This window comes from Micromonospora sp. MA102 (assembly GCF_025460765.1).
Classification (GTDB): domain Bacteria; phylum Actinomycetota; class Actinomycetes; order Mycobacteriales; family Micromonosporaceae; genus Micromonospora; species Micromonospora halotolerans.
The window spans coordinates 312,295-326,656 of record NZ_JAMWEG010000007.1 but is presented as its reverse complement, the minus strand read 5'-3'; the positions used below and the strand labels follow the sequence as shown (position 1 = coordinate 326,656).

11 protein-coding genes are annotated in these 14,362 nt (G+C 73.0%); 7 read left to right on the top strand and 4 right to left on the bottom strand.

Translation table 11 applies throughout. The features are described 5' to 3' along the window. The first annotated feature begins 158 nt into the window (after positions 1-158). Complete coding sequence (gene miaB, locus NFX44_RS17140; protein WP_262284545.1) at positions 159-1,658, top strand: tRNA (N6-isopentenyl adenosine(37)-C2)-methylthiotransferase MiaB; 1,500 nt, start codon at positions 159-161, stop codon at positions 1,656-1,658. 51 nt (positions 1,659-1,709) lie between these two features. Here miaB and NFX44_RS17135 read toward each other — a convergent pair whose 3' ends face one another. Together NFX44_RS17135 and NFX44_RS17130 are read right to left on the bottom strand one after the other, a co-directional pair. Then, on the bottom strand, positions 1,710-3,320 hold the full coding sequence (locus NFX44_RS17135) for a cellulase family glycosylhydrolase (protein WP_262284544.1): 1,611 nt from the start codon (positions 3,318-3,320) through the stop codon (positions 1,710-1,712). A gap of 346 nt (positions 3,321-3,666) precedes the next feature. Further along, positions 3,667-4,875 carry a DUF349 domain-containing protein gene (locus NFX44_RS17130; RefSeq protein WP_262284543.1) on the bottom strand — a complete coding sequence of 403 codons (1,209 nt, stop codon included), beginning with the start codon at positions 4,873-4,875 and terminating at the stop codon, positions 3,667-3,669. Between the two features lie 202 nt (positions 4,876-5,077). Here NFX44_RS17130 and NFX44_RS17125 point away from each other — a divergent pair, with 202 nt between their 5' ends. Genes NFX44_RS17125 through dapF form a run of 3 tightly spaced genes read left to right on the top strand, consistent with a single transcriptional unit; the run spans position 5,078 to position 7,552 of the window. Next, positions 5,078-5,797, top strand: coding sequence for a hypothetical protein (locus NFX44_RS17125; protein ID WP_262284542.1), 720 nt, complete (start codon positions 5,078-5,080; stop codon positions 5,795-5,797). Continuing rightward, complete coding sequence (gene miaA / locus NFX44_RS17120) at positions 5,794-6,699, top strand: tRNA (adenosine(37)-N6)-dimethylallyltransferase MiaA (protein ID WP_262284541.1); 906 nt, start codon at positions 5,794-5,796, stop codon at positions 6,697-6,699. The genes NFX44_RS17125 and miaA overlap by 4 nt, the downstream gene beginning before the upstream one ends. Before the next feature lie 7 nt (positions 6,700-6,706). Further along, positions 6,707-7,552, top strand: coding sequence for a diaminopimelate epimerase (gene dapF, locus NFX44_RS17115; protein WP_262284540.1), 846 nt, complete (start codon positions 6,707-6,709; stop codon positions 7,550-7,552). Positions 7,553-7,727: 175 nt separating this feature from the next. On the opposite strand, the gene NFX44_RS17110 is transcribed toward dapF, so the two are convergent. After that, positions 7,728-9,200: an NAD-dependent malic enzyme gene (locus NFX44_RS17110; RefSeq protein ID WP_262284539.1), complete on the bottom strand. Its 1,473-nt coding sequence runs from the start codon at positions 9,198-9,200 to the stop codon at positions 7,728-7,730. Between the two features lie 196 nt (positions 9,201-9,396). On the opposite strand from NFX44_RS17110, the gene hflX reads away from it, so the two are divergent. Together hflX and NFX44_RS17100 are read left to right on the top strand one after the other, a co-directional pair. After that, positions 9,397-10,860: a GTPase HflX gene (hflX, locus tag NFX44_RS17105; RefSeq protein WP_262284538.1), complete on the top strand. Its 1,464-nt coding sequence runs from the start codon at positions 9,397-9,399 to the stop codon at positions 10,858-10,860. Between the two features lie 50 nt (positions 10,861-10,910). Further along, a complete protein-coding gene (locus NFX44_RS17100; protein WP_262284537.1) occupies positions 10,911-12,491 on the top strand; it encodes a hypothetical protein in 1,581 nt (526 codons plus the stop codon). Positions 12,492-12,540: 49 nt separating this feature from the next. Here the strand turns inward: NFX44_RS17100 and lexA are convergent, their stop codons facing one another. Further along, positions 12,541-13,323 carry a transcriptional repressor LexA gene (gene lexA / locus NFX44_RS17095; protein ID WP_262284536.1) on the bottom strand — a complete coding sequence of 261 codons (783 nt, stop codon included), beginning with the start codon at positions 13,321-13,323 and terminating at the stop codon, positions 12,541-12,543. Between the two features lie 544 nt (positions 13,324-13,867). Here lexA and nrdR point away from each other — a divergent pair. Next, entirely contained in the window at positions 13,868-14,362 is a 495-nt protein-coding gene (gene nrdR / locus NFX44_RS17090; RefSeq protein ID WP_262284535.1) for a transcriptional regulator NrdR, read from the top strand.

Below are 14,362 nucleotides of genomic sequence, written 5' to 3'. Positions count from 1 at the left end.
CGGCGGCGAGAACGGACCGGGACCCGGAGGCTCAGGCCCGGGCCGCCGGCTGCGGGGCACGGACCACGAGCTACGGCTCACGCAGGGTCCTGATGCTCCGGCTGACAGCTCCTCCTCGTTCGGTCCGACCGGCTCCACCCGGATACGCTGTCCCGGTCATGACTACCGCAGCCGCGGGCAGCCCGCGCACCTACCAGGTGCGCACGTACGGCTGCCAGATGAACGTGCACGACTCCGAGCGCATCTCCGGCCTGCTCGAACAGGCCGGCTACGTGCGTGCCGCCGAGGCCGACGAGCAGCCCGACGTGGTGGTGTTCAACACCTGCGCCGTCCGGGAGAACGCCGACAACCGGCTCTACGGCAACCTGGGTCATCTGCGCCCCGTGAAGGACAGGCACCCCGGGATGCAGATCGCGGTCGGCGGCTGCCTGGCCCAGAAGGACCGCGGCGAGATCGTCCGCAAGGCGCCCTGGGTGGACGTGGTCTTCGGCACGCACAACATCGGCTCGCTGCCGGTGCTGCTGGAGCGCGCGCGGCACAACACCGCCGCCGAGGTGGAGATCCTCGAATCCCTCGACGTCTTCCCGTCCACGCTGCCGACCCGGCGCGAGTCGACGTACGCCGGCTGGGTGTCGATCTCGGTGGGCTGCAACAACACCTGCACGTTCTGCATCGTGCCGTCCCTGCGCGGCAAGGAGAAGGACCGCCGCCCCGGCGACATCCTCTCCGAGGTGCGCGCCCTGGTCGACGAGGGCGTGCTGGAGGTGACCCTGCTCGGGCAGAACGTCAACTCCTACGGCGTGGAGTTCGGCGACCGCTACGCCTTCGGCAAGCTGCTGCGCGCCTGCGGCGACATCGACGGCCTGGAGCGGGTCCGGTTCACCAGCCCGCACCCGAAGGACTTCACCGACGACGTGATCGCCGCGATGGCCGAGACGCCGAACGTCTGCCACTCGCTGCACATGCCGCTGCAGTCCGGCTCCGACGACGTGCTGCGGGCCATGCGCCGGTCGTACCGGTCGGAGAAGTACCTGGGGATCATCGAGAAGGTCCGCGCCGCGATGCCGGACGCGGCGATCACCACGGACATCATCGTCGGCTTCCCCGGCGAGACCGACGCCGACTTCGAGAAGACCCTCGACGTGGTCCGCGAGGCCCGCTTCTCGTCGGCGTTCACGTTCCAGTACTCGAAGCGCCCCGGCACCCCGGCCGCGACCATGGACGGCCAGCTGCCCAAGCAGGTCGTGCAGGAGCGGTACGAGCGGTTGATCGCCACGGTCGAGGAGATCACCTGGGCGGAGAACCGCAGGCTGGTCGGCGAGACCGTCGAGGTGCTGGTCGCGGTCGGCGAGGGGCGCAAGGACGAGCGCACCGGCCGGCTGTCCGGCCGGGCCCGGGACGGCCGCCTCGTGCACTTCGACGCCGGGTCGCTGGCCGGGCTGATCCGCCCGGGCGACATCGTGCACACCACGGTCACCTACGCCGCCCCGCACCACCTCAACGCCGACGGGGAGCCGCTGTCGCACCGGCGCACCCGGGCCGGCGACGCGGCCGAGGCGGGGCGCGCCCCGCGTACCCCCGGGGTGCTGCTCGGGCTGCCGACGATCGGCGCGCCGGCCGCGGCGCCCGCCCCCACCGGCGGCTGCGCCGCGCGCTGAGCGACCACCGACGGCCGGGACCGCCCCGTGGCGGCCCCGGCCGTCGCCCGTTCAGCAGGCGGTGCCGTTGAGCTTCACGGCGCCCGGCGCGGCGGCCGTGCCGTTGGCCGTGAAGCCGACGGTCACCGACGCGCCCGGCGCGAGCGACGCGGCCCAGGTCGGCGCGGCCGCGGTGACCGTGGTGCCGGACTGGGTGACGGTGGCGTTCCAGCCGCTGGCCAGCGTCACCCCGGACGGCCAGGTCCAGGTCGCCGACCACGGGTTGACCGCCGCGGTGCCGGTGTTCTTCACGGTCAGCTCGCCCTGGAAGCCGCCCTGCCACGCGTTGACCTGCTTGTACGTGGCCGTGCAGCCCCCGGTCGGCGCCGGCGTGGTCGGGCTCGGCGACGTGTTCGGGGTGCCCGTCGGCGACGGGCTGGTGGTGCCCCCGCCCGGCGGGATCAGGTAGGGCTGGAGGATGTCCTGCTTGGCCTGGTTGATCGTGGTCCAGTCGTCGTTGGCGATGCCGCCGGTGTCACCCGAGTTCGGGTTCCACGACCAGTAGGTGAAGGACATCCCGGTCACCCCGGTCCCGGTGTACGCCATCAGGTTCTGCAGCCAGACCTTGTCCTTCGGGTCCTGGAGCGTGGTGCCGAACTCGCCCATCATGATCGGCGCGAGGTTCTGCTTGTAGAGGTAGCCCCAGTACTTGTCCCAGATGGCCGGCATGTTGGCCGGGTAGCTGGGGTCGTCGAACCAGGCCTGGTGGTAGACCGAGGTGGCGTACTCGTGCGGGGAGTAGACCAGCCGGTTGGCCACGTTCAGCCGCACCGGGAACTGCCCGGCCTTCGACAGGTTGCCGCCCCACCAGCCGCAGTCCTCGTCGTTGCTCGGGTCGTTGTCCCAGACGTTCGACAGGCCGCCGCTCGGGCAGCTCACCCCCTCCACGAAGATCAGCCAGTTCGGCTGCACCCCGAGGATCGCGTTGCCGGCCCGCTCGGCGGCGAGCCGCCAGTCCCGGGCGGTGTCGCCGCAGCCCCAGCAGGCGCCGGTGGCGGCCGGGTTGGTGCCCTCGGCGTGCGGCTCGTTGTGCAGGTCCGCGCCGATCACCGTGGTGTTGTTCGCGTACCGCTGGGCGAGCATCTTCCAGTCGGCGATCCAGGTCGCCTCCGAGACCGTCGAGGTGTACCAGAGCGGCGACTGCCCAGCCGAGGTGGGCCGGTGCCGGTCCAGGATGACCCGCATCCCCTTGCTGCCCGCGTAGTCGATGACCTTGTCGAGAATCTGCAGGGGGGAGAGGCCGACCAGGTCCGGGTTGACGAAGTCGTTGATGCCGGTGGCCGTCGCGCCCGGCTTCAGGGCGTCGTTCGAGTAGGGGATGCGCAGCGTGTTGTAGCCCAGCCGGGCCATGGTGTCGAGCTGGCCACGCCACGGGTTGCTCGACCACAGACCGTGGAAGGTCTTGTTGTCGGTCTCCATGCCGAACCAGTTGATGCCGGTGAGCCGGACCGTGGCCCCCGTGCTGTCGACGATCTTGTTGCCGCTGGTGTGCAGGTAGCCGGTGCCGGTCCCGGCGGTGGCGGCGGCGGCCGGTGTGGTGCTGACGGCGGCGGCGACGAGGACGCCGGCCGCGGCGGTGGCGAGCGCCGCGAGGGCGCCGCCGAGGGCGGTGGGTCGGTGCATGGCGAGCTCCACTTCGGATGCCCGCGCCGCGCGAGCGCCGCGGGCGGAAAACCAGGGGGAGACGGCCCGCTCGTCATCGAGTACGCGGACAGCGCGCGCCGGGCCGTGTCACGTGGACGGCCACCCGCGGAGGAAGGCACCGGCGAATCCCGACGGCGGGTCGTGCCGTCGTGCCCTCGCGCCGGTGCGGAACCTGGCTCTGCCGCCCATTTTGATCAGGCTGCCTCGATGCGTCAACACGCGACCGGAGGGTCGGGCCGGGAAGACGCTTTCCGGCCCTGGCCGACGTCGGACACGGAAAGCCCCCGGTCCGAGGCGGGACCGGGGGCTTCCGGGACGTGTCAGGTCAGCCGGCCTGCTCGGCGAGCTGGAGGAACTGCCGCTTCGAGGCGAGCGCCTGCTCGGCCTCCTTGATCCGGCGGGCGTCGCCGGCCGCCTTGGCCCGGGCCAGCCGGTCCTCGGCCTCGGCGACCTGCGCCCGCATCTGGGCCAGGAGCGGGTTGTCCTCCTTGGAGGTCCGCCGCCACGCCGAGTCCATGACCTCGCGGACCTTGTCGTCGACGGCCCGCAGCCGGCGCTCCAGCCCGGCGGCCGCCTCGCGCGGCACCCGGCCGGCCTCGTGCCACTGGGCCTGGATCTCCCGCAGCTTCGCCTGGGCGCCCTTCGGGTCGCCGTCGACGTCGAGCGCCTCGGCCTCGGCGAGCAGGGCCTGCTTGCGCTCCAGGTTGGCCCGCTGCTCGTTGTCCCGCGCCGAGAAGACCTCGCTGCGCCGGGTGAAGAACTCGTCCTGCGCCGCCCGGAACCGATCCCAGAGCTTCTGCTCGGCCTCCTTGGAGGCGCGCGGCGCGGCCTTCCACTGGGCCATCAGGTCCTTGAGCTGGTTGGCCGTGGCACCCCAGTCGGTCGACTCCTTGAGCTTCTCGGCCTCGGCGACCAGCTCCTCCTTGACCCCCTGCGCCTGCTTGCGCTGCTGGTCCAGGGAGGCGAAGTGGGCGCCCCGGCGGCGGGTGAAGCCGTCCCGCGCGGCGGCGAACCGCTTCCACAGCTCACCGTCGGCCTTCTTGTCGACCCCGCGGATGGTCTTCCACTCGTCGAGGATCTCCTTGAGCCGGTCGCCGGCGGTCTTCCAGCCGGTCGACTCGGCGGCCAGCTTCTCCGCCTCCTCGACCAGGGCGGTCTTGCGCGCGAGTGCCTCGCCGCGGGCGGCGTCGCGGGCGGCGCGGGCCTCGCCGGCCTTCTCCTCGGCCACCGTGGCGAGCTTGTCCAGGCGGGCGGCCAGAGCGTCGATGTCACCGACGACGTGCGCCTCGGCCAGCGACGCGCGGATCCGCCGGATCGTGGTCAGCGAGTGGCCGGCGTCCGCCGCGCCCGAGTTGAGTCGGGCCTCGGTCAGGTCGACCTCCGTCACCAGGTCGGCGAAGCGCCGGGCGAAATGGGCGAGCCCTTCCTCCGGTGCCCCCGCCTGCCAGGATCCGACCACCCGCTCGCCCTCGGCGGTCTTGACGTAGACGGTGCCGTCCTCGTCCACCCGTCCGAAGGCAGTCCAGTCGCTCATGTGCCCATCCTCGTTCTCCCGGCGTCGACGGGACACCTCCCGCGATCGCCGCCACGGCGCAGCAAAGTTCTCCCGGCATTGTCACAGGTCCGACCCGGTCCGTGTCGAGCGCCTGTCGTCGACCGTGACCATACGGTGTCGTAGGGCCTCGATGACCGGATCGGCGCGGGGACGCACCGGGGGATGCGGATAGGTTGGACCGGTGCCCCTGGTCGCCGCCGCCGTCTGCCCCCACCCGCCCCTGATCGTGCCGGAGCTGGCCGGCGCCGCCGCGCCCGAGCTGGACGACCTCCGGGCCGCCGCCGACGCGGCCGTGGCCCGGCTGCTCGCCGCCGACCCCGAGGTGATCCTGCTGCTGGGCGCCGGTGGGGAAAGCAGGATCTTTGGTGCGGCCGACTCCGGCTCGCTGCGCGGTTACGGACTCGACCGGCCGGTGCGGTTGTGGAAGATCGCCTGCTCCGGAGCCGAGGTGCTGCCGCTCAGCCTGACCATCGGCGCCTGGCTGGTGAACCGGTCCGGCACCGAGCTGCCCCGGCTGGCCCGGGCGGTCGCCGCCGACGCGTCCCCGGCCGAGTGCGCGGCCCTCGGCGCCGAGCTGGCCGCCGCGGCCGGCGAGCGGATCGCGCTGCTGGTGCTCGGGGACGGCTCGGCCTGCCGGGGCGTCAAGGCGCCCGGCTACGACGACCCGCGCGCGCCCGCGTACGACGAGGGGGTCGCCGCGGCCCTGGCCGACGCGGACGCCGCGGCCCTGCTCGGCCTGGACCCTTCGCTGTCGGCGGAGCTGAAGGCGGCCGGGCGGGCGCCGTGGCAGGTGCTGGCCGGGGCCGCCCGCGCGGCGGGCGGCGACTGGCGGGGCGACGTGAGCTACCACCGGGCCCCCTACGGCGTTGCCTACTTCGTGGCCAACTGGGAGAAGGCATGACCGTCGTCGCCGTGGTCGGGCCGACCGCGGCGGGCAAGTCGGCGCTGAGCATCGCCCTGGCGCACGCCCTCGACGGCGAGGTGGTCAACGCCGACTCCATGCAGCTCTACCGGGGCATGGACATCGGCACCGCCAAGCTGACCCCGGCCGAGCGGGAGGGCGTGCCGCACCACCTGCTCGACATCTGGCCGGTCACCGAGCCGGCCAGCGTCGCCGAATACCAGAAGCTGGCCCGCGCGGCGGTGGACGACATCCTGGCCCGGGGTCGGGTGCCGCTGCTGGTGGGCGGCTCCGGGCTGTACGTACGGGCGGTGCTGGAGCAGTTCGAGTTCCCCGGCACCGACCCGGCGGTGCGGGAGCGGCTGGAGGCGGAGCTGGCCGAGGTCGGCCCGGCCCCGCTGCACGCCCGGCTGGCCGAGGCCGACCCGGTGGCCGCCGCGGGCATCCTGCCGAGCAACGGCCGGCGCATCGTTCGGGCCCTGGAGGTCGTCGAGCTGACCGGCGCGCCGTTCACCGCGTCGCTGCCCGCGCCGACGCCGTACTACCCGTCGGTGCAGCTCGGCGTCGACCTGGACACCGCGCTGCTGGACGAGCGGATCGCGCGGCGGGTGGACCGCATGTGGGCCGACGGCCTGGTCGACGAGACGCGGACGCTGGTCGGCCAGGGCCTGCCCGAGGGGCGGACGGCCAGCCGGGCGCTCGGCTACCAGCAGGTGCTGCGCTTCCTGGCCGGCGAGCTGACCGAGGCGCAGGCGCACGAGGAGACCGTCCGGGCCACCCGTCGGTTCGTCCGCCGGCAGCGCTCCTGGTTCCGCCGCGACCCGCGGATCCACTGGCTGGACTCGGCCGCCCCGGAGTTTCTCGACACTGCGCTGCGGGTGGTCGCCGAGCATCGGGAATGATTGGGGCGTGCAGTTCACCAAGGGCCACGGCACCGGCAACGACTTCGTCATCCTGCCCGACCCGGACGGGGCGCTCGACCTGACGTCCGGCCTGGTCGCCGCGCTCTGCGACCGGCGGCGCGGCCTGGGCGGCGACGGTGTGCTGCGCGTGGTACGCGCCGCCAAGCACCCGGACGGCGCCGCGCTGGCCGGCGACGCCGAGTGGTTCATGGACTACTGGAACTCCGACGGCTCGTTCGCCGAGATGTGCGGCAACGGCGCCCGGGTCTTCGTCCGCTACCTGCTGGAGACCGGCCTGGCCACCCCGTCCGGCGGGACCGTTCCGCTGGCCACCCGGGCCGGCCTGGTCCGCGCCCGGGTCGAGGGGGCCGACGTCGCCGTCGAGATGCGCCGCCCCCGGCTGTACGACACGGCCACCGCCACCCTGGCCGGGCTCACCCTGACCGGCGCGGCCGTGGACGTGGGCAACCCGCACCTGGTCTGCGCGCTGCCCGCCAGCCTGGACCTGGGCGGCCTGGACCTCACCCGCGCGCCCGACGTCGACCCGTCCGTCTTCCCGGCCGGGGTGAACGTCGAGTTCACCAGCCCGGGCGAGCCGGTCGAGGGTACCGACGGGCACGTGCTCATGCGGGTCTACGAGCGGGGTTCGGCCGAGACGCTCTCCTGCGGCACCGGCGCCTGCGCGGTGGCCGCCGTGGCGCTGCGCGACGCCGGCCGGGAGACCGGCACCATGACCGTCGACGTGCCCGGCGGCCGCCTCACCATCACGATCACCGAGGACACCTGCTGGCTCTCCGGCCCCGCCGTCCTGGTCGCCACCGGCGAGGTCACCCTCCCGGCCCCAGGGGCGTAACCACCTCCGGGCTGCGGCCCACTGCACCCCACTGCGCCCTGCTCCGGTGATCATGAAGTTGGCTGGCCGTTCCGTCCAGGTTCGGGGCGGCCAACTTCATGATCACGCGGTGGGGCGTCGGGTTTGGGTGCGGTTGTTGTCGCCCTGGCGGCAACAGGTGCACCCGGAGGGGTGGTCAGGGGGTGGCGCTGGCGTTGGCGGCGATCTCCGGGAGGTCGGCCGGGCCCGGGTCGGCGGCCGGCGGGGGCGTCGCGGCCGGGTTCTGGGCGGCGGCGCGTACGGCGGCGGCGACGGCCGGGGCGACCCGCGAGTCGAAGACGCTCGGCACGATCACCGTCGGGTTGATCTTGTCTTCGCCGACCACGTCCGCGATGGCCCTGGCCGCCGCGATAGCCATCTCCTCGGTGAACTCCTCGGCGTGCGCGTCGAGCATGCCGCGGAAGACGCCCGGGAAGGCGAGCACGTTGTTGATCTGGTTCGGCTGGTCGGACCGGCCGGTGGCGACCACGGCGGCGTGCTTGCGGGCCTCCCGCGGGTCCACCTCCGGGTCGGGGTTGGCCAGCGCGAAGACGATCGCGTCCTTCGCCATGGTGGCGATGTCGTCGCCGGTGAGCAGGTTCGGCGCGCTCACCCCGATGAAGACGTCCGCGCCCCGGACCGCGCCGGGCAGGTCGCCGGCGTAGCTCTCCCGGTTGGTGTTCTCGGCCAGCCACCGCCAGGCCGGGTTGAGGTCGGGCAGGTCGCGGTGCAGGGCGCCCTGCCGGTCGTACGCGATGATGTCGCCCACGCCCTGCCGCAGCAGCAGCTTCATGATCGCGGTGCCGGCCGCGCCGGCGCCGGAGACGACGACGCGGACGTCCGAGAGGTTCTTGCCCACCACCCGCAGCGCGTTGGTCAGCGCGGCCAGGACGCAGATCGCGGTGCCGTGCTGGTCGTCGTGGAAGACCGGGATGTCCAGCGCCTCGCGCAGCCGGGCCTCGATCTCGAAGCAGCGCGGCGCGGCGATGTCCTCCAGGTTGATGCCCCCGTACGCGGGCGCGATCGCCTTCACGATCTGCACGATCTCGTCGGTGTCCTGGGTGTCCAGCACCACCGGCCAGGCGTCCACCCCGCCGAAGCGCTTGAACAGCGCCGCCTTGCCCTCCATCACGGGCAGCGAGGCGGCCGGGCCGAGGTTGCCCAGGCCGAGCACGGCGGAGCCGTCGCTGACCACGGCGACGGTGTTGCGCTTGATGGTGAGCCGGCGGGCGTCGGCCGGGTTCTCGGCGATCGCCATGCAGACCCGGGCCACCCCCGGCGTGTACGCGCGGGACAGCTCGTCCCGGTTGCGCAGCGCGACCTTCGAGTTGACCTCGATCTTGCCGCCCAGGTGGAGCAGAAACGTCCGGTCGGAGACCTTGCGGACGTCCACCCCGTCGAGCGCGGTCAGCGCGTCGACCACCTGGTCGGCGTGGCCGGCGTCGGCGGTGTCGCAGGTGAGGTCGACGATCACGTGGGCCGGGTCGGAGTCGACCACGTCCAGTGCGGTGACGATGGCGCCCGCCTCGCCCGCCGCGGTGGTCAGCCGCCCGATGGAGGAGGCGTCCGCGGGGACCGCGATCCGGATCGTGATCGAGAATCCGGCACTCGGCAGTCGGGTGATGGCCACGAATTACTCCTCCGTCGACGCTGAGCGGCTCGCCTGGCATTTCTACTCGCCCGCCCAGGTCGGCCGGCATCCGACCCCGCTACCGGTTAGTAACGCCACGGGCATATAGCGGGTGCGTCCGGCGTTGGTACGTGTCAGGATGCTCATGCGAACGGGAAATGCCCCGGTCAACGACATAACGGACAGGAGTTGCGGTTTGCGAGAGCAGGAGACCTCCCTTCCCTACGAGAACGACGAGCTCGACGCCACCACCGGCGAGTTCGAGCTGTCGGAGCGGCAGGCGCTGCGGCGGGTCCCCGGCCTCTCCACCGAGCTCAGCGACATCACCGAGGTCGAATACCGCCAGCTGCGGCTGGAGCGGGTCGTCCTCGTGGGTGTCTGGACCGAGGGGACCCAGGACGACGCCGACAACAGCCTCACCGAGCTGGCGGCGCTGGCCGAGACGGCCGGCTCCCAGGTGCTCGAGGGGCTGATCCAGCGGCGCAACCGGCCGGACCCGGCGACCTACATCGGTCGGGGCAAGGTCGACGACCTGAGCGCGGTGGTGCTCGCCACCGGCGCCGACACGGTCATCTGCGACGGTGAACTGTCGCCGTCGCAGCTGCGCAACCTGGAGCAGCGCACCAAGGTCAAGGTGGTCGACCGCACCGCCCTGATCCTCGACATCTTCGCCCAGCACGCCAAGAGCCGCGAGGGTCGGGCGCAGGTCGAGCTGGCTCAGCTCGAATACCTGCTGCCGCGACTGCGCGGTTGGGGTGAGACCCTCTCCCGCCAGACCGGTGGTAGCGGCCGCGGCGGCGGCGCCGGCGGCGGCGTGGGCGTGCGTGGTCCGGGTGAGACCAAGCTGGAGACCGACCGGCGGCGAATCCGGCACCGCATCTCGCGGCTGCGTCGCGAGATCAAGAGCATGGCGACGGTACGCCAGACCAAGCGCGCCCGCCGCTCCCGCAACGCGGTGCCCGCCGTGGCCATCGCCGGCTACACCAACGCCGGCAAGTCCAGCCTGCTCAACCGCCTCACCGGGGCGGGCGTGCTGGTGGAGAACGCGCTGTTCGCCACCCTGGACCCGACGACCCGCCGGGCCACCGCCTCCGACGGCCGGCTCTACACCCTCTCCGACACGGTCGGGTTCGTCCGGCACCTGCCGCACCAGATCGTCGAGGCGTTCCGCTCGACGCTGGAGGAGGTCGCCGACGCCGACCTGGTGGTGCACGTGGTCGACGGCGCCCACCCGGACCCGGAGGAGCAGGTCCGGGCGGTCCGCGAGGTGCTCGCCGAGGTGGGCGCCGACCGGCTGCCCGAGCTGCTGGTGGTCAACAAGGTCGACGCCGCCGATGAGGAGACGCTGCTGCGGCTCAAGCGGCTCTGGCCGGAGGCGGTCCTGGTCTCCGCGCACACCGGGCGCGGGGTCGACGGGCTGCGCGAGGCCATCGAGCAGCGGCTCCCGCGGCCGGCCGTGGAGGTCCGGGCGGTGCTCCCGTACGACCGGGGCGACCTGGTGGCCCGGGTGCACCGGCAGGGTGAGGTGCTCAGCACCGCGCACCTGCCCGAGGGCACGCTGCTGCACGTCCGGGTGGGCGAGGCGCTGGCCGCCGAGCTCGTGCCGTACCGGGCCGGAGACCGGCTCACCAGCGACGAGCCGGTGGCCGCCGGGCGGTGAGCCATCCGGCGTCACCCGCCGGAAACGCGGGCCGTGCGACACTTGGCGCCATGCGGCACGCTGTCTCCTCGGTCACGATCGCGCTGAGCCTCGTCGGCGCGGTCGTGGCACCGGCCGGGCTCGCCCTGGCGGCTCCCGCCGCGGCCCCCGTGCTGGCTGCGGCTCCCAAGAAGAAGTGCACGGTCGACGACAAGCGGCTCCGGGAGCTGTCCGGCCTCGTGGCCACCAGCACCGGCTACGTCGTGATCAACGACAGCACCGACGACGAGAGCCGCAAACGGGTCTTCTTCCTCGACACGAAGTGCGAGATCGCCAACCCGGTCCGATACACGGGCTCCGGTCCCTACGACACCGAGGACCTGGCCGTTGGGCCGGACAAGAAGACGCTCTTCATCGCCGACACGGGTGACAACGTCGAGGCCAAGACCCGGCGGGAGCGGGTCGCGGTCTGGACCATGCCGCTGAGCGGGTCGAAGCAGCCGGTGCTGCACCGGCTGGCCTACCCGGGCAAGGAGCCGCACGACGCCGAGGCGCTGCTCGTCGGCGACGACGGCCTGCCGCTGGTCATCACGAAGGACCTGTCCGGCAAGTCGGAGATCTTCACGCCGACGGTCAAGCTGAAGAGCAGCGCTGACCTCGAGGCCATTCCGATGAAGAAGGTCGGCGAGGTCACCCTGCCCAAGACCAACACCGAGAACAAGCTCGGCGGCCCCGGCCGGTTGCTGATCACCGGCGCGGCCCGCTCGCCCGACGGCGCCAGGGTGGTGCTGCGCACCTACGCCGACGCCTTCGAGTTCGACGTGACGGGCGGCAACGTCGTCGGCGCGCTGACCACCGGCAAGCCCCGGGTCACCCCCCTCGCCGACCCGTTCGGCGAGGCCATCTCCTACACGCCGGACGGCAAGTCTTTCCTCACCGTCTCCGACGGCGGCCTGCTCGACGCCACGGACCCGATCGACGTCCTCAGCTACACCCCGGCCACCACCGGGGTCGAGGCGCTGCCCAACGCCGGCAAGACCGACACCAAGCCGGCCGCGCAGAAGTCCTGGATCGAAGGGCTCAGCCTCGACGAGATCACGTACCTGATCGCGGCGGTCGGCGTGGTCGGCTTGCTCATGGTCGGCGCGGGCATCTTCGGCATCCTGCGGGCCCGCCGGAAGCCGGCGCCGCCCGCCGAGCCGACCGACGAGCGCGGTGACGATTTCCCGGGCAACTCCGGCTACCCGCCGGGCAGCCGGCCCGACGCCCCGCCGCGCGGCGGGGTCTACGGCGGCGGTGGCAGCCCGGGCGGGGTCTACGGCGGCGCCCCGGCGAACGGTGGGCGGCCGGGTGGCGGCGTCTACGGCGGTGGCCGTCCGCAGGGCGGTGGCCGCGGTGGCGCCGTCTACGGTGGTGGTCCCCAGGGCGGTGGACGTCCGCCGGGTGGTGGGGTCTACGGCGGCTCCCCGGGTGGTGGCGGCTACGGCGGCGGCCGGCCCGGTGGGGGTGGAGGTTACGGCCCGGGTGGGGCCGAACCGCCGCGTCGCGAGCCCGACCGCCGGGACCCGCGTGACGGCCGCTACGGCGGCGGGGGCCAGCAGTACGGCCAGGTCCCCGGTGGCGGCCGGGAGTTCCGGGGCGACCGCTACTGAGCGCAGGAAAACGGGGGGTGACCAACGGTCACCCCCCGTTTTCGTGGTCTCAGATGCGGCGGAGCACGGCGACCACGCGGCCCATGATCGTGGCGTCGTCGCCGGGGATCGGGTCGAAGGCCGGGTTCTGCGGCATCAGCCAGACGTGCCCGTCGCGCCGCCGGTAGGTCTTCACGGTCGCCTCGCCGTCGAGCATGGCCGCCACGATGTCACCCACCTCGGCGGTCGGCTGCTGCCGGACCACCACCCAGTCGCCGTCGCAGATGGCAGCGTCGAGCATCGAGTCGCCCTTGACCTGGAGCATGAAGACCTCGCCCTCACCGACCAGCTCGCGGGGGAGGGGGAAGATGTCCTCCACCGCCTGCTCGGCGAGGATCGGACCACCGGCGGCGATCCGACCCAGCATCGGCACGTAGGCCGGGGTGGGGCGCTGGGCGCGGGCCGCCTCGTCGTCGATGTCGCTGGGCGCCCGGACGTCCACGGCGCGGGGCCGGTTGGGGTCGCGGCGCAGGAAGCCCTTCTTCTCCAGCTCCTTGAGCTGGTAGGCGACGCTCGACGGGGAGACCAGGCCGACGGCCTCGCCGATCTCGCGCACGCTCGGCGGGTAGCCGTGGCGCTCCACCCAGGTGCGGATGAACTCCAGGATCCGGCGCTGCCGGGCGGTGAGGTCGACCGTCGCCGGATCGGGGAAGCTGCTGACCACCGGGGTGACCGGACGCACGGCGGACTGGGCGGCCCGGGTGCGCGCGGTGCGGGGTCGGCGGGTCGCCGGCGGACCCGCCCCGTCGATCGGCTGCGGGTTCTTCTGCCGGCTGGCCCGGTCCTCGGTCACGTCCGTCCTCCCTGGTCGGCGCTGGGTGCCTCGTCGGCTCGTGGTGCGTGCTCAGGTGGTGCTGTCGACCGGCCCGCCGTGATCCGCCGCGCCCGGTCGTTGTTGACCGTATAGGTGAGATCGGCCATTTTCAAACATCTGTACGACCTGTTGTCGGCGTGTCGCGCCAAAATCCTGGATTTCCGAACGCCTGTTCTGATAAATGGTACGTCGCTCTCGAACGAATGTTCCATCCCGGCGTCCCGTGACCCCGGCGGCCGCCGGCCGTTGGGCCCCTCGGAACGCCGGGGACGGGGTGGCACGGGTGCGTGATTCTGATGACGCGCCGGACACGCGGTTCAACTTGACCTCGCTAGTACGACGGCATACGGTCGACCCCTAGATGTTGTGGTTACATGGGCGTAAGTCGCCTACAGGTTGGGTCCGGTTACCGACCGCACTCCCGCACCGCCGACCCGGCGGCGGCCATCGAGAGATGGTGCCGCCGTGGTGACGCGTGCCCGGAGGCGGGCGGCGGGCCGCGGTCGATGAAGGAGGTAAGGCGATGCGGTGTCCGTACTGCCGGTACGCCGACTCCCGGGTGGTCGACTCGCGGGAGGCCGACGACGGCCAGCTCATCCGGCGGCGGCGGTCCTGCCCGGAGTGCGGCAAGCGGTTCACCACCGTCGAGGAGGCGGTGCTCGCGGTGGTCAAGCGCAGCGGGGTGACCGAGCCGTTCAGCCGCACCAAGATCATCGGCGGGGTGCGCAAGGCGTGCCAGGGCCGGCCGGTCGACGACGACTCCATCGCGCTGCTCGCGCAGAAGGTCGAGGAGACCGTCCGGGCCAAGGGGGCCGCCGAGATTCCCAGCCACGAGGTCGGGTTGGCCATCCTCGGGCCGCTGCGCGACCTCGACGAGGTGGCGTACCTGCGGTTCGCCAGCGTCTACCGCTCCTTCGACTCGCTTGCCGACTTCGAGCGCGAGATCGAGACGCTGCGGGCCGCCGCGCGGGCCCGGGAGGGTGCCGGGGCCGTCGAGGCCGCCGGCGCGACCAGTTGA

What these genes read in the sequence shown, in the direction of transcription:
- miaB (WP_262284545.1), top strand. Translation starts at nt 159, where the DNA reads ATGACTACCGCAGCCGCGGGCAGCCCGCGCACCTACCAGGTGCGCACG.
- NFX44_RS17135 (WP_262284544.1), bottom strand. Translation starts at nt 3,320, where the DNA reads ATGCACCGACCCACCGCCCTCGGCGGCGCCCTCGCGGCGCTCGCCACC.
- NFX44_RS17130 (WP_262284543.1), bottom strand. Translation starts at nt 4,875, where the DNA reads ATGAGCGACTGGACTGCCTTCGGACGGGTGGACGAGGACGGCACCGTC.
- miaA (WP_262284541.1), top strand. Translation starts at nt 5,794, where the DNA reads ATGACCGTCGTCGCCGTGGTCGGGCCGACCGCGGCGGGCAAGTCGGCG.
- NFX44_RS17100 (WP_262284537.1), top strand. Translation starts at nt 10,911, where the DNA reads ATGCGGCACGCTGTCTCCTCGGTCACGATCGCGCTGAGCCTCGTCGGC.
- nrdR (WP_262284535.1), top strand. Translation starts at nt 13,868, where the DNA reads ATGCGGTGTCCGTACTGCCGGTACGCCGACTCCCGGGTGGTCGACTCG.